Here is a 19956-nt window from a genome sequence, read left to right on the forward strand (position 1 = left end):
CCAAATTACTCGAAGAAATAAGTAAAGCCCCCGTCGGAGGCTCCGACGGTCACCTTCGTCATCTTTTCACCGTCAAGCGACCGGTTGAGCACGCCGCGGCTTAATTCCGGCAGAAGCGTGTTGGTTAAGATGGCATCGATCATCCGCCCGCCGGATTCGATTTCCGTGCAGCGTGCCCTGACCAGATCGATGACGCCGTCGCCGATCACCAGTTCCGCGCCACTGGTTGCACGCAGCCGGCGAGCGATCCTGGCGAACTGATGACGGGTGATCGCCTCGATCATCGAATCCGACAGCGGGTAGTAAGGAATGGTTACCACCCGTCCAAGAAACGCCGCCGGAAAAACCTTCAGCAACGGCCGGCGCAAGGCCGTATCCAGATCTTCGAGGCCGGTCCGAACCGTGCCGTTCCTCGTCCGGTCCATGATGACTTCAGAGCCGACGTTCGAGGTGAGCAGGATCAATGTGTTCTTGAAATCGATGCGCCGCCCTTCGCTGTCGTCCATCATGCCCTTGTCGAAAACCTGGAAGAAGATTTCGTGGACGTCCGGATGCGCCTTCTCGACCTCGTCGAGCAGGATCACCGAATAGGGTTTGCGCCGAACCGCCTCTGTCAGGATGCCACCCTTGCCGTAGCCGACATAGCCGGGGGGCGCTCCCTTTAAAGTCGAGACAGTATGCGCCTCCTGAAACTCCGACATGTTGATCGAGATCAGGTTCTGTTCGCCACCATAAAGCGTCTCCGCCAAGGCCAGCGCGGTTTCGGTCTTGCCGACGCCGGAGGGGCCACAAAGCAGGAACACCCCCACCGGCTTTTCCGGCGCGCCGAGCCCGGCGCGGCTGGTCTGCACACGCTTGGCGATCATCTCCATGGCATGCTCTTGGCCAACCACGCGCTCGCACAGAGTGGCCGCGAGCCGGAGGGCTTTTTCGGTCTGGCTCGACAGCATGCGCCCCGTGGGGATGCCGGTCCAGTCCTGGACCACCGCGGCCACGGCATTTCGATCAACCGAGGGCAGGATCAGCGGCGCCTCGCCTTGCGCCTCGGCCAGTTCAGCCATGCGTTCGCGCAACCGGGTAAGATCGGCGACCGGATCAGGTGGAAGTCCATCGGCAACAGCCGTTTTCACTTTGGGATCGGATGCCTTGTCCTTGGGCGTTTGGATCTCAGGCAACTCAGACTCAGAGGCGTTGGCATCCGCTGGCGTTTCCATCGCATCGAGCGGCATACCGTCGCCGCGCAGTCGGGCACGCAATTCGAGTATCTCGGCAACTAAAACTCTTTCGCGGTCCCAACGTTGTTGCGCGGCAGCCAGCGCGACCCCTGTTTCGGCAAGTCCGGTGTCGACCCGTGCCTGCCGTTCGGTCACCTCGATCCCGATCGCCGCCTCACGATCGATGATGCCGTGCTCGACCTCCAGCGCCTGGCGCCGCCGTATGATATCCTCGAGCTCGGCCGGCGTGGCATGCTGCGAGATTGCGACCCGGGCGCAAGCGGTGTCGAGAAGGCTTACCGCCTTGTCGGGTAGTTGCCGCGCCGGGATATAGCGGTGTGACAGGCCCACTGCCGCCTCGATCGCCTCATCCAGTATCTGCACCCGGTGGTGCTGCTCGAGAACTCCGGCCACCCCGCGCAACATGAGAACGGCCACAGCTTCGGAAGGCTCGTCGATCTTTACCACCTGAAACCGACGGGTCAGCGCCGGGTCTTTTTCTATGTGCTGCTTGTATTCAGCCCAGGTCGTTGCCGCGACGGTACGCAGTTCACCGCGTGCCAGCGCCGGCTTCAGGAGATTGGCCGCGTCGCCGGTTCCAGCAGGGCCGCCTGCGCCGATCAAGGTGTGAGCTTCATCGATAAAAAGGATAACCGGTGTTTCGGACGACTGCACCTCGTCGATTACAGCCTTAAGCCGTTTTTCGAACTCGCCCTTTACGCTTGCCCCGGCCTGCATCAAACCGACATCGAGCATGCGCACGCTGACGCCCTGTAGCATCGGCGGTACATCGCCCTGGGCAATACGCAAGGCGAAGCCCTCGACGACCGCGGTCTTGCCTACCCCGGCTTCGCCCGTCAGGATCGGGTTGTTCTGCCGCCGCCGCATCAGCACATCAACGATCTGCCTGATCTCGGGGTCGCGGCCGACGACGGGATCGATCTTGCCGTCGCGGGCGCGCTGGGTCAGGTCGGTGGCGTATTTCGCCAGCGCCGAATCCCCACCCGGAGCCCGCCGTGGCATCTCCGTTGCGGAGACCGTGGTCGAGGTGCCAGCTTCGAGTGAGCCCTCCATGACATCGGCGAACCGCGCGATCACCGCGTCGGCGTCGATCTCGTCGAATACGCCGCTGATCTTCGACAGCAGGCCTTCTAGGACCGGGGTCTTCAGGCAAGCGAGCAGAATATGCGCGCTGCGGACTTCCTCGACGCTGAACTCAAGCGTCGCCAAGTTCCAGGCCTCCTGGATGGCATGAAAGATGTGGTCGGAAAATTCCTCGATCGATGTGGCGCCGTATGGCAGCTTGTCCACGGCGCGGGTCATATCGGCCGTGAGCCGGCTGGCATCCACTCCCGCATCGGCGATGATCATTTGCACGTCCGAGCGATCGGAAAGCACCAGTTGCTCGATGAAGTGGACGAGTTCGACGTAAGGGTTGCCGCGCAGCTTGGCGGTGTCCGCGGCTGCCTTGAAGGCGCGCACGCCGACAGGATTGAGCTTGCCGACCAGTTCCTTACGCTTGAAGCTCTGTGACGACCGGCGCTGTTCCATCGAACCTGCTCCTGCAATCTGCCAGTCGACAACCTGCCACATAAGCCGTCGCTTGACAAAGCGCCCGATGGACGGCGTCGCCAAGGCCGTTCGCGGGGCCGTCAGCCTTTGGAAGCCCGAACCACTGGCGGCAGAAGAATTCGCGCATCCGTGTGGTGTATTTTGCCGATTGGGTTCGGCAGTCTCGCCAAGCCATCCCATAGCGAACACGCGGTGGTCAGCTTTCGTTAGCTTTTAAGCAGCGGCTTTAATTGGCGTACGGCACATCAGTGTGGTAACCTTGGGTCAGGTGCCGTTGAGGGCCGGTCGCTGGGGGTCTGTGTGATTGATGTCGCACTTTGGCTTACTCCGCTCGACGGTGAAAATCCGTCAGGGGAGGATTTGCGCAACGACCCGGCCTTTCATGAGCTGGAGCGACTGACGGAACAGCAGAAGAAAGTCGAGTTCCAAGGCAGCAAAAACACTGAAGTCGACGTTCCGATAGACTGGCCTACCGTGCTTACCAGGGCTGAAGAGCTGCGGTCTCACGGCCGTGACCTGCGCCTTCTCGTCATTGTTACGCGTGGACTGGCCAACGAGCATCGGTTGGCCGGCCTGGCTGCCGGCCTGACCCTCATCGCGCAAACTGTCGATCAGCATTGGACGACCATGCATCCGGCCCTGCGGTCCGGTGCCACGCCGCGCGAAGCAGCCTTGCGCCGCATCAATGCGCTTACCGACCTTCAGAACGGCCAGGACGGTCTACTCAAAGATTTGCGGAAAATGACATTCTTTGCGCCGCGCGCCATTGGGCCGATCCTGGGCGCGGATCTGGAGAAGGGTTCGCTTGACGAGCGGGTCATGCTGCAGGAGGCTGCTTCGGGACTGAATGCGGCCGAGAAGGCGAAGCTGGCAAGCGAGCACAGCCAACTGGTGAACCGGGTGCGCAGCGCATGCGCGGCGCTGATTGATCAGGCCGGGCCAGAAATGACGTTGCTCATAGCCGACGCCCGCGCCGCGATCGCCGCTCTCGTGAGCGTCGAAGCCGCCTTTAACTCCCGCCTCGAAGGCGCTGGCGCCACGCTTCCCGAGTTAAAGCGGTTTCTGCAGCGTCTGCTGACGACCCTCGAACGAAACGCGACCGGTGCCACTGCCGCGAACGGCCTCGCAAAGCCGGTCGCGACGCCAGCAGAACCGGCAGCACGTGTTCGCAACGGCGATGGAGCCGATACGATGGCAAGCGTGGCAAGCTACGCAGAATCCGGCGACAGCAGCCTGCCCGACCGGATCTCCTCGCGCGACGATGTCGTCAAATGCCTCGATCTCGTCGTCGCCTTCTATGACAGCACCGAACCGTCCAGCCCGATCCCGCACCTGGCGCGGCGCGTGCGCCGAATGGTGCATATGGATTTCGTTGAACTGATGGAAGATCTCGCCCCGTCGGGACTGAAGGAATTTCGGCTTCTTGCCGGCGTTCCCGATGTCAAGAAGACGGCACAGAAAGATGAAAGGTAAGACACATGCCAGCCGAAAGCAAAGCCAAGGTCATCGAACGAAATCGCGCGCCACGGGTGCAGATCGCCTATGACGTGGAAACCTACGGCAGCCCGACGACGATCGAACTGCCGTTTGTCATGGGCGTGATGGCCGACCTTTCCGGTGCTTCGCAAACCAAGGAAGCGTCAAAGTCGGTTCTGGACCGCTCCTTCGTCGAGACCGACGCGAACCGCTTCCCCAAGTTCATGGAGGCGCTCGGACCCCGCGTCAAAGCGCGGGTGAAGAACACGCTGCCGCAGGCCGAAGGCCAAGAGCGCGACGAGGAACTGGCGCTCGATCTCACCTTCACCAAAATGGGCGATTTCGCCCCCGACAAGATCGCCGAGCAGGTTCCGCAACTGGCCGAGATCCTCAAGATGCGTCGTCAGCTCGAGGAATTGCTGGGCTTCATGGATGGCCGCGTAGACGCCGAAAAGCGTATCGCGCAGTTGCTGAACAACGAGCCACTTCTTGGCAAGATCGCCAGCCAGGCGCTGACTGACGACGACAAGGCGGGAGAATAAACCATGGCCGAACAGCAAAAGACCGCCACCCTCGCCGCCGAGGCCGAAGCCATAGACCTTGGAGAATTCAGTGGACTCCTCGAAAAGGATTTCAAGGTCAAGAAAGACGACAGCGAGAAGCTGCAGCAACTCGTGCGCAATCTCGCGCTCGCAGCGCAGTCCCGTTCCGACACCACAACCATCTCGTCCAATGCCATCAAGTCGATCAAGTCGCTGATCGCCGGTATCGACAAGATGCTGACGGCTCAGGTCAACGAGATCCTGCACGCGCCGGAAGTGCGCGAAATGGAAGGCACATGGCGCGGCCTGTGGTACCTCGTCAACAACACCGAGACCGACCAGAAGCTTAAAATCCGGGTGATGAACATCTCCAAGGAGCAGCTGGCCGACACGCTCGAAGACTACGAAGGCCAGATGTGGGATCAGAGTCCGATCTTCAAGAAAGTCTACACAGACGAATATTCGATGCTTGGCGGCGAGCCGATCGGCTGCGTGATCGGCGCCTACGAATTTTCCAACCACCCGCGCGACGTCGGTCTGCTACGCAACATCTCCGGCATCTGCGCTTCTGCGCATACGCCTTTTATCGCGGCCGCCTCGCCTCGACTGTTTCGTATGGATAGCTGGCAGGAATTGCCGAACCCTCAGGATCTGCAGCAGATCGTTTCCAACCCGGCCTATGCCTCCTGGCAGTCGCTGCGCGAAAGCGAGGATGCTCGCTACATTGGGCTGACCATGCCCCGCGTCCTGGCCCGGCTGCCATATGGCACGGACACCGTTCCGGTGAAGGGCTTCACCTTCGAGGAAGAGGTGCAGGGCGATCACAACAAGTATGTCTGGATGAACGCCGCCTTCCCGATGGGCGTCAACATCAACCGCAGCCACAAGCTGTTTGGCTGGGGTACCCAGATCCGCGGCGTCGAGAACGGCGGAACGGTGCTTAATTTGCCGGTGCACAGCTTCCCGACCGATGATGGGTCGATAGCGATGAAATGCCCCACGGAAGTCGCCATTGATGACCGGCGTGAGGCGGAACTCGCCAAGCTTGGCCTGATGCCGATCCTGCACCGGAAGAACACGGATCTTGCGGCTTTCATCGGTGCCCATTCGTTACAGGACGACGAAACGCGCGCCGGCCGACTGGTGGACCCCGATGCGCAGTCTAATGAGCGGCTGAGCGCCAACTTGCCCTACTTGTTCCCGGTTTCGCGCTTTGCGCACTATCTCAAAGCCATAGCGCGAGACAAGGTCGGGTCGTTTAAGGAACGCTCCGACATGCAGATCTGGTTGACCGAGTGGATCAACCGCTACGTGCTGGCCAACCCGGCCTTTGCCGACGACAAGGCGCGCGCCAAGCGCCCGCTCGCCGCCGCCGAGGTCCAAGTGGACAGCGTGGAGGGGCGGCCGGGCTACTACAACGCCCGCTTCTATCTGCGCCCGCATTACCAGCTGGAGGGCATCAATGCCTCGCTTCGACTGGTGTCGGAACTGCCGTCCGTTAAGACTTGATTGCAGCAACAACAATCTTTTTTTTGACAATGGTGGAGAGAGACAATGCCAGTAAAGATTGATGGTTTTCTGAAGGTTCCCGATATCAAGGGCCCCAGCACCCGCGACGGCCACGATGATGAGATCGAAATCCATGGCGTCGACTACAAGATGGTCGCACCCTATGACCCGAATTCGCTCTCACGTCGGGGGCGCGTGTCCATGGGCATGATCAAGTTCATCAAACACTACGACAAATCTTCGCCTTATCTCAAGAAAGCCTTGTTCGAGAACAAGGCCCTCGATGAAGTGGTGTTCTCGGCACGTCGGACGATCGATGGCGAGACTAAGGATTATCTGGTCGTCACCCTCACCGACGCCTCGATCATGGAATACGACATGTCGCAGGCCGAGGATGAGGAAGACCTGATCCAGGAAGAGGTCAGCTTCGCCTACAAGAAGATCAAGTTCGTCTATGACGGCAATGATGAAGCCGAAATGGATGTCTATGTCGGCAAGTGAGGGTCGGCGACCCGACGCTGGCAAGCAGCACAGTACCGGCAGCTTGCGGGCAAAAAGCGAGGCCGTCCAGCCGTCGCTTTGGGATCGCCTCGTCAATGACCTGCCTGGTCTGACCTCGGAGATAGACGGGCTGCGCCATGTCTTGCTCGACGAGCTTGGCGCCGACCGTGTCGACGCCCTCGTTGGCGCCAGCGCGCGGGCCATCGACGCTGATGCCGAACTCACAGCCGAGCAAAAACGGCGTCTGCATCGATTGGCCTTTCAGACCCAGCATCGGGTCGAGATCGAAAGTCGCGGCGTTGTGGTGTCAGCCCGCGTGCTCAGAGAAGCAGTGCGGCGTGACGTCGAGGCGCTCTTCAATACCGAGCGCTTCGAGGCCACGCCGCTCCTGTCCGATCTGGAAAATGAACAGGTATCGGACAACCCACCGTCGCTCGCAGATTTCCCGGAGGTGCGCCGGAGCGTGGTCAATTACGGCGTCCCCTCCTTCTCGGGCAGGTCTTCGCGCGACTTTGATCGCGATGTGCTGGCGCGTGAGATCCGTGCGGTGCTCGCCACCTTCGAGCCCCGCCTCAAGGAAAGCGCAACAAAGGTCACAGTGACGCTTGGCGACAAGACCGCGGGCCTCAAGATCGAGATTGACGGTGTGCTGATCATAACCCCGACACCGGAACGCATGCGCCTGCGCACTACGATCAATCTCGATAACGGCGCGGCGCGGACCGAAATCAGGGACGCCTGAGATGGATCGGGTCTTCGTCGAATATTACGAGGAGGAGTTGACCCACATCCGCGGCCTTGCGGCCGAATTTGCCGATATGCATCCAGCGGTCGCGCGCAACCTTTCCCTCGACACGGTCCCCTGTCCGGACCCCTATGTTGAGCGGCTGCTGGATGGCGTGGCTTTCCTCGCGGCGCGCACCCGGCTAAAGGTCGACGCCGAGCGTTCGCGATTTTCGCGCAGTGTGCTCGACGTTCTTTATCCCGATCTGGTCACCCCGGCGCCGGCAACGGCGATGGTGGTGCTCAAACCAGGCCAGCAGGTCCAGACCATGCTCGACGGCCACGTCGTCAGGCGCAACACCCGGCTGGTTTCCAGCCTGCGGCCCGGCCTTTCGACGCGCTGCACTTTCTCGACCGCGCAAGAGACGACCCTGTGGCCGATAGCAATCACTTCGGTCAGCTATTTTCAGGACCGCAGCGCGTTGGCGGCGGCCGGGATGGCCACGGTCGGCGGTGTGCGCGGCGAGGCGGCGCTCCGCATCACGCTGGCCCCGACCGGAAAAGGCAAGCTCCACGAATTGACGCTCGACCGGCTCGATATTTATTTTGCCGGGCGAACCAAGGCGCCGCTGCTATTCGACGCGATCTTCGGCACTTGCTCAACCGTTGGCGCACGCGCTGAGGGCAAGAGCAACCCGTTGTCGCCCTTGCCGGCGCCCGAAATGGTTGGCATCAGCGACGACGAAGCCTTGATGCCGCGTACCCGCCCGACATTCGAAGGATATCGCCTCCTGCGAGAATACTTCATAATGCCCGAGCGCTTCCACTATGTGCGGGTTTCGGGGCTACAGCCTGTCATGCGTCGATGCGACGGAGGGCTTGAGATCGTCTTCCAATTCAGGCGTCCGGTGCCAGAGTTGGCCGATCTGACATCGGCCGACTTCGAACTTTTCGCAACGCCGATCATCAATCTTTTCGAACGTGAGTGCAACGTCGTCGAGATCGATGCGCGTAAGACACGCCAGGTTTTGCATGCAGACCGCACGAGGGCGCGCGACTTTGAAATCTATCGGATCATTCGTGTTGAGGACGCCGACACCGAAGGCAACGACGCCGAAATTCCGGAACTGTTCAGCCTGGGGCAGAACAGCGGCAGTGGGTGGGTCTACTCAACCGAGCGGCGCCCTCGGCGCGCGACCGAAGACGAACGGCGCGACGGTCTAACGCGCACGTCATACACCGGCGACGACGTTTTCCTGGCCGTATCGCGACCGCTCGCAAGCCCGGCGTACCGACCTCTGAAGCGTCTCGACGTCGTAGCACTGTGCACCAATCGTGACCTGCCGATCCTCGATGACAATCCCACATTGACGCTTGAGGCCGGCGACCCGGTCGAAATCGTCAGGCCCCTTGGAGCCCTGCGTCCACCGCAGCCGGCGATCCCCGCAGCACTGCCCACAGGGGCCGAGGGTGAATCGCGCGCCGACGATCTCGCCTGGCGGCTGGTGGCACAGCTCATGCTCAACTTCCTCAGCCTTGCCAAGGAGGGCCGCGGCGTCGACCCGTTGCATGCGCTTCTCGATATCTATGCCGACCGAGGCGATCCCAGCCTGGCTCGCAATGTACATTCGATCGCCCGCATCGACTCGCGGCCCGTCGTGGAGCGGCTTCAGATCGAGGGGCCGATGTGCTTCGGACGCGGCACCGAGGTGACGTTGCATGTCGATGAATCCATCCTGGCTGGCCAAAGCACTTTGCTGCTTTCGGCTTTGCTGGCGCGGCTGTTCGCCCGATATGCCGGAATAAACGGTTTCGTGCGGACCCGCACGCGGCTGCTGCAGAAGCAGGAGGATGTGCCATGGCCGATGACGCCCGGCAATCGCTCCCTGATCTAGACAAGCCCAGCCCAAACCCCGCTGAAGGTCTGTCCGAAGGGTTCGACTTTTTCGAATTGCTGCGCCGTCTCGAACAGCAAAATGCCGTGTTCGGCCATTCCGGCCGTCCCGACCGTGAGCCGGCAAGGCTTGGCCAGCATGTGCGCCTCGCCTTCTCGGCCAGGGACCTGGTCCATTTCCGCGAAGCCGACAACGGCAAGCCGGCCCGGGTCACGATTGCAAATCTGGGTCTCTTGGGCCCCGAGGGTCCAATGCCGCTGCATCTGACGCGCTGGGTGCTCGACCGGCTGTCGCAGCGGTGGTTCGCCGGGGCCAACGCACAGCTGACCAGCGACACTACTTTCGTCGATTTCGTCAACATTCTGCAGCACCGCATGATCGCCCTTTACTATCGGGCGTGGGCGGATGCGAATCCGGCCGTTCAGGTTGAACGCGCGGTCGGTGGCCGGGTTCGCGCCATGCTTGCGGCCATGGCCGGTATCGGACTTCCCGGCACCCGAAACATCGATCTCGACATGGTGAAGCTTCGCCAGGCGGCTTCGCTCGCCAGCCAGGTCGAGGGCCCGGAACGACTGACACTGTTCCTGGCGGAAGCCTTCAAGGTGCCGGTAAAGATCAAGGAATTCGTCGCCGCCTGGACAATCATACCAGCAGGCCTCCAGACCCGCCTCGCAAAATCCTTTGCTGTGCTCGGTCGGGGGGCGACGATCGGCCCACGCGTTTTCACCCGCCAAAGCAGGATCGAACTGCGGGTCGGCCCTTTGAAGTATGATGATTTCAAGACATTCCTGCCGGGCAGCCAGCGGCTCAAACTGTTCCAGCACGCGGTTCGCGACATGGTCGGAGAATCTCTCGATGTCGATCTGCGTATCGTGCTTGCGCGTGAAGCAGTGCCGCCGCCCCGTATTGGAGCGGTGCAGCTCGGCCGAACCGCCTGGCTTGCGCGACCCGCTGAAAGGGGAGATGCTGATGATATGCGGCTGCGCACAATCGTCGGATGGCGGCCGGAAATGGCGGGGGGCGCGGCATGAGTCTGCTGCTAACGCTAGAGCAAGGGCCACGCACCCAGGCGGTGCGGCAAACTCGCCTGGACGAAGGTGAGCTGGTGATCGGCCGCAGCGCCGATGCAGGCTGGCAGATCGATGATCCCGACATGTTCGTTTCACGCGCTCACTGCAAAATCTCTGGCGGGCGAGATGGATATTTCGTCACCGACACATCGAGCAGCGGTTTGTTCATAAACGATTCCGATAGCCCGCTTGGTCCAGGCAAGTCCGCACGCCTTCAAAGCGGCATGCGGCTCAGGCTGGGCGATTACGTCGTCTGTGTCGACCTGCAGATCGCGGCCGCTCAAGCGCCCGCAGTCATCCAGCCGGTACCAGAACGTCTGCCAGCGGCATCGCGGGCGCCGGTAAGCATCGGCCGCGATGACTTCTTTTCCGCCAAGGTCGAAGAAGCGCCGCAACGGCCTCGACCTGCTGATCTGCCGAACCCATTCGAGCAGCCGATCCCAGGGGCGTTCGAGCGCGCGTCCTCCGGCCAGCGCAACTCGCCTGCTTTCGACGACCCGTTCAGCCTCGATCCGGTTTCAACGCCGGTGTCGAAAAACGCCGCCGTTTATGTCGAGCAGGGCGGGGTGGGCAGCCGGGCGGATCCATTCAGCCTCGACCGGCCCCCCCCTCCCAGCCACGGAGCTGAATCCGCAGCGGGAAAGCTGTCCGACTTCAACGATGATTTTGGTTTCGGACCGGTCTCCTCGCCCAGTTCGACAAATAACTCGGCCTCGACCGGCCAGCGCGAGCGCATTGCCCAACGGCCACCATCCGCCAATCCCTGGGATATTCCCGCGCAACCGGCCGATGTCCTGCCTCCAGCGCGCATGGGTGCTGCTTCCAAACCTGCCCGCCCGCCGGCAAGCGCGCAGCCCGCCGAGATGGCGCTCCGCGCCGCCTTCTTGCGCGGCATGGGCGTCGAGGAAGCCGATTTCCCCGGGCGCGACAGCATCGTGGAAATGGAGAAGTTCGGCCGCGAATACCGGCTGATGATGGAAGGGCTGATGCAGCTTCTGCGCAAGCGGGCCGAGGAGAAAGGAAATGCTCGCGTCGCCCAGACAATGGTCGGTGCCTCCGAAGTCAATCCGCTCAAATTTCTGCCGTCGGTCGACGACGCCATCGTGACGCTGATCGCCGAGCGCAGCCCCGGATTTCTCGCCGGGGAGGCGGCCATCGCCGATGCAGTTCGCGATCTCGCGCAACATCACGTGCGCGCTTGGCGAGGCATACAGGCCGCTTTGCGACGGATGATCGATCGTTTCGATCCCGCAGCGATCGAGGACGAGCTGAAATCGAATTCGGCGATCGGCACCCTGCTTTCGGGCGGGCGCGGCGCCAAGCTGTGGGAGCTCTATCAAAAACGCCATCGCGAAATCGCCGAAAGCGCGGAAAAAAGCTTCCTTGGCGAAATCGGCACTGATTTTCGAGATGCATATGAGGAGGAGTAAGCCATGATCGACCGACGTGAATTGATGATTGCCCTGGGCGCGACCGGGCTGGTTGCAGCGTGCCAGAGCGGTCCGCCAAAGCCGTCGGTGATCACCGTCAACGTGACCGGCGGGGCCGGCATGAATCCGGGGCCAGGTGGCGGCGACCGGCCGGTGACGGTTCTCGTGATGCGGTTAAAAAGCACCGGCAAATTCAATTCCGCCGACTATTTTGCGCTGCAGGGGGATGCCGGCAGCGCACTCGCAGGAGATCTTATCGGTTCCGACCAGATCGCCGTCGGGCCCGGAAAATCCGCATCCAAGACCATCACTGTCGAGCCGGACGCGACGGCTCTGGGCTTCGTTGCACTGATCCGCGAACCTGGCGGCAGGAACTGGCGGACAACCAAGTCGGTGTCGCCGGGATCAAAGTTCACCATCAATGTCACGTTGGGCAGCGGCGGCATCTCCGCCTAGCAGCCAAGGTAAGGGAGCTCAATGCAGAGAGTAGCGGCATGAGCGATGCAAACAGGGTGCTATGGTCCGAAGGACTTTTCCTGCGAACCCAGCATTTCCAGCAGCAGGATCGTTTCTTCGAGGCGACGGTGCGCGGCGCGTTGCAGGCCGGACAACTGCATACGTTCGGCTTTCGACAGCTGACGCTGGACCAGGCATTGCTGGAATCCGGCCAGGTCGCGATCCTGTCGGCCCGGGGCATCTTCCCGGATGGGACACCTTTTTCCATTCCGGATTGGATGGACGCGCCGCGACCGCTGCCGGTCACCCCCGAGACGGGCGCAGGGCCGGTGCTGGTCGCCTTGCCGCTGGAGCCTCCCGGTGGTGTCGGCTTCGATCCGGCACACGCCGCCGCCTCTGGAGCGCGATATCACGGGCGGATCGTTTCGGTGCGCGACGCTGTCCAGGGCGGTTCGGATCCTGAAGAAATAGAAATCGCCCGTCCGCAGGCGCTGCTGCTTGCACCTGGCAAGTCGGTTGGTGGCTACACCGCCTTGCCGATAGCCGACCTCAACGGAGTTCGAGCCGATGGCGGCGTCTCTCTGGACGAGACCTTCCTGCCACCGGCACTGGTTACCGGCGCGGTGGCCTGGTATCGGCAATTGCTTCTGGAAGTTGTCACCGGCCTCGACCAGATCGCCGAGGCGCATGGCAAGATGGTCATGGGCGGGCCTGGGCGCAGCGTCGAAGATCTGTTGATGCTCAATCTCGCCAATGCGGCGCGTCCGCGTCTGGCTCACATGCTGGCGCAGGATGTCTTCCATCCGGCCGAGCTTTACCTGGAACTCGCCGGGCTCGCCGGTTCGATGGCAACTTACGGATCGAGCGCGCGGCGGCTGGGCGAGTTGCCCGCTTACGATCACATGGCGCCCGGCCCTGCCTATTCGGCGCTGGCGGACGCGCTGCGCTCGCTCATTCTCAGCCTTCGTTACATCGAGCCGAAATCGCGTGCGCTGCCTGTCATGCGGCACTCGACCAATGTCTGGAAAATTCGCATCGACAACCCAAAGCTGCTGGTGGCCAGCCGCATCGTCATCCGGGTCGGCTCGGAGCTGTCGGAGGATGCCCTGCGCAAGATCTTCGTCAATCAGGCGACCGTCGGCTCGGCCGACGAGTTCGAGGGCCTGTGGAAATCGCGCTTGCCCGGCATTCCGCTAAAACCGCTTCATTCCCAGCCACGCGAAATCCCTTACGACGGCGATCGACTGTGCCTCGAATTGGATCAGAAAAGCGAACACTGGGCCTCGCTGCTCGACGCACCAGGCTTCGTCATCGGTGTTTCGGGCGTGTTGCCAAGCGAGCCGCAGGTGGACTGCTATTCGGTGAACAGGTGAGATCATGAGCCGCGATGATCCTTTCGGACTGTCGGAGGATCGCGAACGCACTCGCATACGATTGAGCGGCGCGCCGATGCCAAGGCCCATGGCGCCACTTTCGCCGGGCGCACTGGTAAAACGCTCTCGCACCCACCCGAACGCGCTTGTCAACGCCTTTGCGCCCTTGCTCGAGTTCGCCCCCGAGCTCGAAAGCGCAATGCCGCCAGACAATCCGGAAGTCTTGCGCACCCGTTTGCTCGAAGAACTGGTTCGGGCACGCGACACGGCTATGTCGACGGGGTCCTCGATGGAGCGAGCCGACCAGGCAGCCTGGGTGGTGGCTGCGTTGCTCGACGATCTGGCCCTGAACACGCCTTGGGGCGGGGCCAGCGCCTGGCCGCGGCAGCCGCTCGTCGTCATGCTGCGCGGCGATGTCGATGCCGGCACGCAATTCTTCACGCGACTCGACGAACTGGAACGACATCCTAACCGGGACCGAGAATTGCTTGAACTGCAGTACCATTGCCTGGCGCTCGGCTTCCGTGGCAAATATCGCGTGCCCGGCCGCTCAGGCGACCGCTCGCTCAATGCGGTTCGCGTGGCGGCGGCCCGCTTCCTGCGCAATGCCGACGCCGAAGGCGCGCCTTTAGCGCCAAACTGGAAAGGTGTCATCGCCTCCGACCAGCCGCAGCGCTTCATCGTGCCGATCTGGGTCATGGCGCTCGGTGCTGCGGTTGCAGCCGCGGCGATCCATATCGGGCTGTCGATGGGACTGAGCAGCCAGGCGGTCGAGCTTTCCGCACTTGTTCGTGCCCTGCCACCGCCTGCCCGCGGCGACATCACCCGCGCGTCGCCCAAAGTCGACGCCCCGCCACCGGAAAAAGTGGATTTTGCGCTGTTGCCGGAATTCCAGGCGGGGGCGCCGGCCGAGCTCAAATCTGCTCTCAGCGGCACGGAGAGCGTTTCACTGGCCAAGCTGATCATCCAGGCCTCCAACCCCGAACTATTCCAGTCATCGCGGCCACAATTGACCGATGGTTTCGAACCCTTGATCGGTTCGATCGCCAAGGTGATCCTCGCCAATCAGGAGCTGATCGGAAACATCACGGTGGTCGGCCATACTGACAGCGTTCCTTTGCAAAAGACCAACCCGCTGTCGACCAACCAGCGACTATCCGAGGCTCGCGCCCGGACGATTGCCGACATGCTGGTTCAAAACGGAGTGCCGCAGGATCGCGTCCATTCGGAGGGCCGGGCTGCCACCGATCCTGTGGCCAGCGACAGCACGCGCGAGGGGCGAGCCTTGAATCGCCGCGTCGAGGTGCTCGTCGAAAAGAGGCTGTGAGATGTTCATCCTGCGCTTCCTCTGGGCGGTCCTGACATCGCGCTGGCTGTGGACGCTGATCGGCCTGACGCTGCTATCCCTGGTTATCTGGATCTTCGGTCCGATCGTCAGGGTTGGTCCCTACGACCCCTTCGCCTCCGAAAATGTGCGCATCGTCATCATCGCGCTGCTGGTCATCTTCTGGCTGGTCTGGCTGATCGTTGCCCAGCGCCGGGCGATCCGCGCCAACCGCATGTTCGTCGCCGAGATTGCCGCGCCAGCGGTGGAAAAGCCGCTCAGCCCAGGCGAAGAGAACGTCGCCGCCGTGGGCGCCAAGTTCGCCGAGGTGATGACCGAACTGAGGCGCCGCAAGCTGGGCGGGCGCAAGTTCCTGCGCGAGATGCCTTGGTATGTGATCGTCGGGCCGCCGGCCACCGGCAAGACCACCGCCTTGCGGCAGTCCGGACTGAATTTTCCGATCGACCTCACAGACGACTTGCAGGGGGTCGGTGGCACGCGCAACTGCGACTGGTTCTTTTCCGAAAACGCGGTTCTAATCGACACCGCCGGCCGCTATGTCCAGCAGGAGAGCCAGCCGGATGTCGACGCGGCCGAATGGCTCGGTTTCCTCGACCTCTTGAAGAAACATCGCGGCCGCCGTGCGCTGAACGGCGTGATCGTCGCGCTTTCGATCGACGTCCTTTCCGAGGGCGACGAGGCCATCAAGGCGCACGGGCGCAAGATCCGCCGCCGGTTGGCCGAGCTCAACGACCGGCTTGAAATCCGCCTGCCGGTCTATCTGATGCTGACCAAGGCCGACCTGATCAAGGGCTTCGAGCCCTTCTTCGGCGGCCTGTCGACCGCCTCGCGCGAACAGGTGTGGGGGACGACGTTCGCGCTGGATGCGCGCGTGGATGGCAAGACCATCGAACGAGAAATCGCGACGCTGGCGACCGAACTCGAGCGGCGCCTGGTGACGCGCCTGGAGGACGAGGACAAACTCGCCGCCCGTGCCGAAATCTTCAGGTTTCCCGCCCAACTGACAAGCTTGTCCGAACCGATTCAGGTGCTGGTCGAAGCCATGTTCGGCGAAAGCCGGTATGAGGAGGCTGCCTGGCTGCGCGGCCTCTACCTGACATCGGCGACGCAGGAAGGGGCGCCTATCGACCGGCTGACCGCCGCGCTGTCTTCCTCCTTCGGTCTTCCACCGCGGCGCGCCCTGCCCGCATCTCGGGTCGAGAAACGCAGCTTCTTCCTGAAGAACCTCCTCACTGAAGTCATCTTCAAGGAAGCAGGCCTCGGTACATTTGACCCACTGGCGCAACGCCGCCGAGCCTGGATCTGGCGCGGCGCCGCTGCCGCATGCGCTGCGGCGGCGTTGCTGGCAGGCGGCCTGTTCACCTGGTCCTATTTTGACAACCGCCATGCGATCTCGGCGCAGGCAGGCCAGTTCGAAGCGCTGCAAACGCCGCTGACCTCCGCTGCCGCAACCCCGGCATCGGTGGAGCGGCCTGCCATGGACGGCGCGCTCGAGGCGATGGACGCGGTCGCAAATGCCCGGACAGCACCGCCGGGCGCTGCCCACGATCTGCTTGGCCCATCGGCCTCGGCGGAACTGGTCAGGGCACAGGCCGACACTTATGACCACGCCCTCCGCAACGTGCTCGAGCCCCGGATGGTGGCCCTGCTCGAGGCGACGATGTGGCGCCAGATCCGCGATCCCGACTTCATGCTCGGTGCGCTCAAGACCTATCGCATGATGACGGGCCTGTCGCAGATGGATCCAGACTACGCCCAGAACTGGTGGGTGAACAGTCTGCCCGAATTCGCGGCCGCGGCGCCATTTCCGACAGCCGACGCCGAAGAGCATCAGCTTGCCGCGATCCGCCGGATGACGGTCGACGAAAGCTATGTCGCGCCGGACCAGGCCCTGGTTGCCGAAGCTCTGAAAACGGTCTGCACGATTTCGTTGCCGGCGCGTGGCTACAAGCAGTTGTTGGCCGATCCGGCAGTGGCCGGGCTGAAGGAGTGGATACCGGCCAATTTCGCCGGCCCAAACGGCGGCAAGGTGTTTGCACGGCGTTCGGGCAAGACACTACGCGTCGGCATTTCGGGCGCTTTCACCTATTCCGGCTTTCACGACGTCATTCTCGACCGCATCGACGATGTCGCCGCCCAGGCGGCGCTCGATCGTGCGGTTTTCGCCGGCGGTTGCTCGGAAAATGCCGAGACATCCGTCTCGGCGCTGTCCGAGGATATTCTGAAGCTCTACTACGACGACTACATCGCGCAATGGGATAGCTTCCTGCGCGACATGAGGCTTGCACCATTGACCGATCTCAATGTCGCCGGCGAAAACCTGAAAGACCTCTCAAGTGCGGATTCAGCGCTGAAGCGGCTGCTTACGGCGGTCGTTCAGGAGACAGAACTGACCCGTTCCGACGAAGCGCCTGCCGACGACAAGGCGGCAGCCAAGGGCGCTTCGAAACTGCTCGGCAAGCTGGGCAAGCTGGGCAAACTGGCGACGTCGGGTGCGAAACTACTTCCCCGCGCCGGATCCGCCAGTGAGGTGGACCTGACCGGCAATCTGGTGGCCGAACATTTCAAACCGCTGAAGAGCACCATCGCAGAGGTCGACGGCCAGCCACCGGCGCTGGATGCTGCCGTTGTCGCACTGACCGCGCTTTCGAACGTCCTGCAAACGGTCACCGCGAACCCCAATCCACAGGACGCCATCAAGAAACAGGGGGGCCTTGCCGAACTGACGGGCGCGGTGGCAAGGCAGGCCCAGATCCTGCCCGATCCCATCAACAGCTGGTTGGGCGGGATAGCCGGCGACACCAGCAATTTGACTCAAAAGGCGGTCACTTCGGAACTCAACGCCATCTGGCGGGCCGACATACTGCCTTTCTGCCAAGCGGCGCTGAACAATCGCTATCCCTTCAGCGAAGCCAGTGCGGTCGACGTCAACGTGCACGATTTCGCCCGCCTGTTCGGGCCGGCCGGGCTGATCGACGGTTTCATCAACGACCACCTGATCAATTATGTCGACACGACCGGCGAGCCTTGGAAGTGGCGCGCCGATTTCGGCCTCGACCCTTCGGCGCTGGCGGCGTTCGAGCAGGCCAGGCACATCCGCGACGATCTTTTCCCCGGGGGTGCCGGACCGGTGATGAGCTTCACGCTCGAACCGAAGGATCTGTCTCCCAACCTCACGCGCGTCACGCTCAATCTCGATGGCCAGAGCCTCGTCTACTACAACAACGCAACGCGGCCGCAACCGATGACCTGGCCCGGCAAGGACGGCACCGGGGTCATTTCGCTCGCCTTCCAGCCGATCGACGGATCGCCCGAAATCATGCTCAACGAGACCGGCAGCTGGGCATGGCTGAGGATGTTGCGCAGCGGCCGATTCACCGGAACCTCGCTTTCGGATGTCTACAGTCTGCGCCTGGGCACGAAAGGCATGTACGCCGATTTCGAGCTCAAGGCCGCCAGCGTCGAAAACCCCTACAACCTCGAAATGTTCAAGAAGTTCACATGTCCCGCGCAGATATGAACGCGCCCGGCTTCTACGGCAAGATCCCGGCGACGGGGGATTTCGTCGCTTGGAACCTGCCGCGGACTTTTATCGACCGCTGGGACCGCTGGATGTCGATGGAATTGCTGGCGCGGCCGGATGAAGGTGAGTTGGACTCGCGTGTCTGGCGCTTTACCATGCAGCCCGGTATTTTTGGTGACCTGCCCTGCGCCGGCGCATGGCGCATGAGCGAGGACCGTGTCGGGCGCCGATACCCCTTTGCCATTGTGCGGCTTGGACCGCCACCGGAGCCTACCGCCAGATGGTTTGACGAAATCGCCGCCTGCCTTAACGGCGCTGTGGAAGGAAACTGGTCAACCACCAAGCTAGCAGAGACGCTGGCCTTGCTGAGAGAGACGAGCACGGGCGACGCTTCCGCCATAACGTTCTGGTGCGATGACTTCGACGTCATCGAGTTTAGCTTCGCTGATATCCACGACCTCGCCGACAACGCCTTGCCGAAGCTACGGGCCACCAAGCCCACAATCGAGGATATCTGACGATGGGCCTTACTGTCTTCGCTGAGAGCATGGGCTTTTTTCACAAGGGGAGTGGTGGCAAGGGCATTGCGCCAGGCGACGTTTGTCTCAGCCCTCCTCCGCCACCGGCCGGGCCGGTGCCTGTGCCCTATGTAAACATGCTGCAGGCCGGCGACCTTATTAAGGGAAGCAAGAGCGTTAAAATTGATGGCGAGCCTACCGCGCTCGAGAACGCGTCCGAGATTATGATGAGTTCCGGCGACGAAGGCGGTGTTCAGGGCGGCAACGTCGTTACGCACAAGATCAAGGGTAAGGGCTTCTTCATGCTCTGGTCCTTCTTGGTGAAAGTCGAGGGCAAGGGGGTTGGCCGCCACGGCGATCCGATGGGCCAGGCGGCGGCATCCGCGCCCGCAGGGGCATGCGACATGTCCGCCCTTGCCCGCTTCAAGCGACGCAAGGCTTTCTCGGGAAAGAAGAGATGCTCCCGTCACTACGAGCGTTCAGGCAAAGGATATGGTCCTACTCCCACGCAGACTGCCCATATCCAAGGCAAGCCGTGCTGGGTGATCGGGCCAACAGGAGCACGTTGCGGAAAACCGGGCAAGACGGCCGACCACCAGCCCCCGATCGTCATCGCATGGTACAAAGGTGGTTGCCGGAACGGAGCAGCGTTCAAGAGGTGGGCAACATCCAACGCCGCAGTTCAGCCACAATGCGCCAACCACAGCCTTAATAATGTGCAGAAAGGTATGGCCCATTTCACGCGGTATAATGAGACCATTGCCCAGGTTCAGCAGCGCATCAAGACCTATCTGGCGTAGGACACACGC

General features: G+C 62.2%; 15 protein-coding genes. 14 read left to right on the forward strand and 1 reads right to left on the reverse strand.

Annotated features, from left to right (window positions below; translation table 11 throughout):
- Positions 1-5: 5 nt before the first annotated feature.
- Positions 6-2765, reverse strand: coding sequence for a type VI secretion system ATPase TssH (gene tssH, locus FJ959_RS22890; protein ID WP_140515256.1), 2760 nt, complete (start codon positions 2763-2765; stop codon positions 6-8).
- A 321-nt stretch (positions 2766-3086) separates the two neighbouring features.
- On the opposite strand from tssH, the gene tssA reads away from it, so the two are divergent.
- The 14 genes from tssA to FJ959_RS22960 are packed head-to-tail and all read left to right on the forward strand — an operon-like array spanning position 3087 to position 19947.
- Positions 3087-4259 carry a type VI secretion system protein TssA gene (gene tssA / locus FJ959_RS22895; protein ID WP_140632223.1) on the forward strand — a complete coding sequence of 391 codons (1173 nt, stop codon included), beginning with the start codon at positions 3087-3089 and terminating at the stop codon, positions 4257-4259.
- Positions 4260-4264: 5 nt separating this feature from the next.
- Complete coding sequence (gene tssB / locus FJ959_RS22900) at positions 4265-4804, forward strand: type VI secretion system contractile sheath small subunit (RefSeq protein ID WP_140498287.1); 540 nt, start codon at positions 4265-4267, stop codon at positions 4802-4804.
- Between the two features lie 3 nt (positions 4805-4807).
- Positions 4808-6313, forward strand: a complete 1506-nt coding sequence (tssC, locus tag FJ959_RS22905; RefSeq protein ID WP_140498288.1) for a type VI secretion system contractile sheath large subunit — start codon at positions 4808-4810, stop codon at positions 6311-6313.
- Between the two features lie 45 nt (positions 6314-6358).
- Positions 6359-6814, forward strand: coding sequence for an Hcp family type VI secretion system effector (locus FJ959_RS22910; RefSeq protein WP_115143971.1), 456 nt, complete (start codon positions 6359-6361; stop codon positions 6812-6814).
- Complete coding sequence (gene tssE, locus FJ959_RS22915) at positions 6801-7556, forward strand: type VI secretion system baseplate subunit TssE (protein WP_140498535.1); 756 nt, start codon at positions 6801-6803, stop codon at positions 7554-7556. Before FJ959_RS22910 ends, tssE begins: the two co-directional genes overlap by 14 nt.
- Position 7557: 1 nt before the next feature.
- A complete protein-coding gene (gene tssF / locus FJ959_RS22920) occupies positions 7558-9432 on the forward strand; it encodes a type VI secretion system baseplate subunit TssF (protein WP_140632226.1) in 1875 nt (624 codons plus the stop codon).
- Positions 9396-10463 (forward strand): type VI secretion system baseplate subunit TssG, encoded by a 1068-nt coding sequence (tssG, locus tag FJ959_RS22925; RefSeq protein WP_140557374.1) that lies wholly within the window; start codon positions 9396-9398, stop codon positions 10461-10463. The genes tssF and tssG overlap by 37 nt, the downstream gene beginning before the upstream one ends.
- Positions 10460-11932 carry a type VI secretion system-associated FHA domain protein TagH gene (tagH, locus tag FJ959_RS22930; protein ID WP_140515106.1) on the forward strand — a complete coding sequence of 491 codons (1473 nt, stop codon included), beginning with the start codon at positions 10460-10462 and terminating at the stop codon, positions 11930-11932. The genes tssG and tagH overlap by 4 nt, the downstream gene beginning before the upstream one ends.
- A gap of 3 nt (positions 11933-11935) precedes the next feature.
- Positions 11936-12388: a type VI secretion system lipoprotein TssJ gene (gene tssJ / locus FJ959_RS22935; RefSeq protein WP_140498291.1), complete on the forward strand. Its 453-nt coding sequence runs from the start codon at positions 11936-11938 to the stop codon at positions 12386-12388.
- 38 nt (positions 12389-12426) lie between these two features.
- Complete coding sequence (gene tssK / locus FJ959_RS22940) at positions 12427-13761, forward strand: type VI secretion system baseplate subunit TssK (protein WP_140560453.1); 1335 nt, start codon at positions 12427-12429, stop codon at positions 13759-13761.
- A gap of 4 nt (positions 13762-13765) precedes the next feature.
- A complete protein-coding gene (gene icmH, locus FJ959_RS22945; RefSeq protein ID WP_140623892.1) occupies positions 13766-15088 on the forward strand; it encodes a type IVB secretion system protein IcmH/DotU in 1323 nt (440 codons plus the stop codon).
- 1 nt (position 15089) lies between these two features.
- Entirely contained in the window at positions 15090-18626 is a 3537-nt protein-coding gene (gene tssM, locus FJ959_RS22950; RefSeq protein WP_140632228.1) for a type VI secretion system membrane subunit TssM, read from the forward strand.
- Positions 18608-19147 carry a type VI secretion system-associated protein TagF gene (gene tagF / locus FJ959_RS22955; RefSeq protein ID WP_140632231.1) on the forward strand — a complete coding sequence of 180 codons (540 nt, stop codon included), beginning with the start codon at positions 18608-18610 and terminating at the stop codon, positions 19145-19147. The genes tssM and tagF overlap by 19 nt, the downstream gene beginning before the upstream one ends.
- Before the next feature lie 2 nt (positions 19148-19149).
- The gene (locus FJ959_RS22960; protein ID WP_140560449.1) at positions 19150-19947 is read left to right on the forward strand and encodes a DUF4150 domain-containing protein; all 798 of its coding nucleotides are present in this window, start codon (positions 19150-19152) and stop codon (positions 19945-19947) included.
- The last annotated feature ends 9 nt before the right edge of the window (positions 19948-19956 follow it).

The sequence above is a fragment of the Mesorhizobium sp. B2-2-4 genome (assembly GCF_006442375.1).
Lineage (GTDB): Bacteria > Pseudomonadota > Alphaproteobacteria > Rhizobiales > Rhizobiaceae > Mesorhizobium.

Excerpts from the sequence above, each read along its gene's own strand:
- tssH (WP_140515256.1), bottom strand. The coding sequence starts at position 2,765 with ATGGAACAGCGCCGGTCGTCACAGAGCTTCAAGCGTAAGGAACTGGTC.
- tssB (WP_140498287.1), top strand. The coding sequence starts at position 4,265 with ATGCCAGCCGAAAGCAAAGCCAAGGTCATCGAACGAAATCGCGCGCCA.
- tssC (WP_140498288.1), top strand. The coding sequence starts at position 4,808 with ATGGCCGAACAGCAAAAGACCGCCACCCTCGCCGCCGAGGCCGAAGCC.
- FJ959_RS22910 (WP_115143971.1), top strand. The coding sequence starts at position 6,359 with ATGCCAGTAAAGATTGATGGTTTTCTGAAGGTTCCCGATATCAAGGGC.
- tssE (WP_140498535.1), top strand. The coding sequence starts at position 6,801 with ATGTCGGCAAGTGAGGGTCGGCGACCCGACGCTGGCAAGCAGCACAGT.
- tssF (WP_140632226.1), top strand. The coding sequence starts at position 7,558 with ATGGATCGGGTCTTCGTCGAATATTACGAGGAGGAGTTGACCCACATC.
- tssG (WP_140557374.1), top strand. The coding sequence starts at position 9,396 with ATGGCCGATGACGCCCGGCAATCGCTCCCTGATCTAGACAAGCCCAGC.
- tagH (WP_140515106.1), top strand. The coding sequence starts at position 10,460 with ATGAGTCTGCTGCTAACGCTAGAGCAAGGGCCACGCACCCAGGCGGTG.
- tssJ (WP_140498291.1), top strand. The coding sequence starts at position 11,936 with ATGATCGACCGACGTGAATTGATGATTGCCCTGGGCGCGACCGGGCTG.
- tssK (WP_140560453.1), top strand. The coding sequence starts at position 12,427 with ATGAGCGATGCAAACAGGGTGCTATGGTCCGAAGGACTTTTCCTGCGA.
- icmH (WP_140623892.1), top strand. The coding sequence starts at position 13,766 with ATGAGCCGCGATGATCCTTTCGGACTGTCGGAGGATCGCGAACGCACT.
- tssM (WP_140632228.1), top strand. The coding sequence starts at position 15,090 with ATGTTCATCCTGCGCTTCCTCTGGGCGGTCCTGACATCGCGCTGGCTG.
- tagF (WP_140632231.1), top strand. The coding sequence starts at position 18,608 with ATGTCCCGCGCAGATATGAACGCGCCCGGCTTCTACGGCAAGATCCCG.
- FJ959_RS22960 (WP_140560449.1), top strand. The coding sequence starts at position 19,150 with ATGGGCCTTACTGTCTTCGCTGAGAGCATGGGCTTTTTTCACAAGGGG.